We start from the raw sequence: 1,749 nt of genomic DNA on the forward strand, positions 1-1,749 counted from the left end.
GGCATGATGCGTGGGTTGAAGGGTCGGAGATTCCTAGTTGGCGATAGGGTATGCGGCCACCGGTCGGTTGCTACCTTCATGCAATGGCAACGCTGCGTCCGGGGTTGGTGTCGGTGACGTTCCGACGGCTCGAGCCGCATCCGGTGATCGAACTGGCGGCCGAGGCCGAGCTGGAGGCGATCGAGTGGGGCGGCGACGTGCATGTGCCGCACGGAGACGTCGCCGTCGCTCGCGAGGTCGGCCAGCTGACACGAGAGGCCGGGCTGCGGATTTCGGCCTACGGGTCGTACTACCGGCTGGGGCACGAGGCAGATGACGACGTGCCGGACCTGTCGGCCGTGCTGGATTCGGCAGAGGCGCTGGAGACGAGCGTCGTTCGCGTCTGGGCCGGCCGGCAGGACGGACGCGATGCGGACGACGCCTACTTCGACCGCGTCGCCGAGGACGGCCGCCGTGCCTGCGACGCCGCGTCCGAGCGGGGCATCGCCGTCCACGCCGAGTGGCACGGCGGGACGGTGACCGACTGCGCCGCGTCGGCTTCGCGTCTCGCCGAGGCGGTGCCCGATCTCGTGTTCGACTGGCAGCCGAGCCGAAACGTCGATGTCGAGACGCGTCTGGCAGAGCTCCGCTCGATCGAACGGCTCGGCCGCGTGCACGTCTTCCACTGGCTCGACACGCCCGACGGGGCGGATCGACGTCCCTTGGAAGAAGGCTCATCCGACTGGCGTCGCTACCTCGACGAGCTATCGAACCACGACGACGACCGAGATCTGCTGCTGGAATTCGTCCGCGGCGACGACGTCGAGGCTTTCCGAAACGACGCAAGGACCCTGCGACACTGGCTCGCAGAAGCGTGAGGAAATCAATGGAAATCGACGGTTTTTCGGTTTGGCGGTGAGCGCAGCGAGCCTCAAACTCCAACCGATAAGGCTCGCTCCGCTCACCGCTAAGCGCCAGAGAGGGTGGCTCCACGAGTGGTCGTTCGCGTGCGAAAGAGTTCTGGTGCCCCTGCATTGTTGCAGTGGTCGACACTGAGCACTGCAACAACTCAGTGGCACCCGAAGCAGCTACGAACGCGACTCCGCAGCAGAAACTGACGGGGTTCCCGTTTAGCGGTGAGCGCAGCGAGCCTCGGACTACAACCGGTCAGGCTCGCTCCGTTCATCGCTAAACATCAGAGAGTGTGACTACACGATCAGTCGTTTGGGTGTAAAAAAGCCAAGCAATATGCGGATCGCGTTCTTCGGATCATCGCTCGTCAGCGCTTACTGGAATGGCGCCGCTACCTACTACCGCGGGATCCTCAAGGCGCTCGCCAACCGCGGGCACGCGATCACGTTCTATGAGCCCGACGCGTACGACCGGCAGAGCCACGTCGATCATCCCGACCCGCCGTACGCCAAAGTCGTCGTCTACGACAACGACGAGCCCGCGATGCGCGATGCGGTCTCGCAGGCGGATGCCGCGTCCGACGTCGTCGTCAAAGCCAGCGGCGTGGGCGTCTTCGATCGCGAACTCGAAGCACTCGTCTCGGGCGAGCTGAAGCGTCCCGGCAGGGCGTGCGTCTTCTGGGACGTCGACGCGCCGGCCACGCTCGATCGCACGATTAACGACCCGGCCGACGCGTTTCGCGGACAGATCCCGCAGTTCGACGCCATCCTCACCTACGGCGGAGGCCCGCCGGTAGTAGAGGCGTACGCAAAGCTCGGTGCCCGACGGTGCGTGCCGATCTACAACGCGTGCGATCCC

2 protein-coding genes are annotated in these 1,749 nt (G+C 65.3%); both read left to right on the forward strand.

The window, feature by feature from the left end:
* Nucleotides 1-83 precede the first annotated feature (83 nt).
* A complete protein-coding gene (locus AAGI46_17085; protein ID MEM1013923.1) occupies nucleotides 84-857 on the forward strand; it encodes a TIM barrel protein in 774 nt (257 codons plus the stop codon).
* A 370-nt stretch (nucleotides 858-1,227) separates the two neighbouring features.
* On the forward strand, nucleotides 1,228-1,749 hold a 522-nt coding region (locus AAGI46_17090; protein ID MEM1013924.1), incomplete at its 3' end, for a hypothetical protein.

This window comes from Planctomycetota bacterium, from assembly GCA_038746835.1.
In the GTDB taxonomy this organism is placed as follows: domain Bacteria; phylum Planctomycetota; class Phycisphaerae; order Tepidisphaerales; family Tepidisphaeraceae; genus JBCDKH01.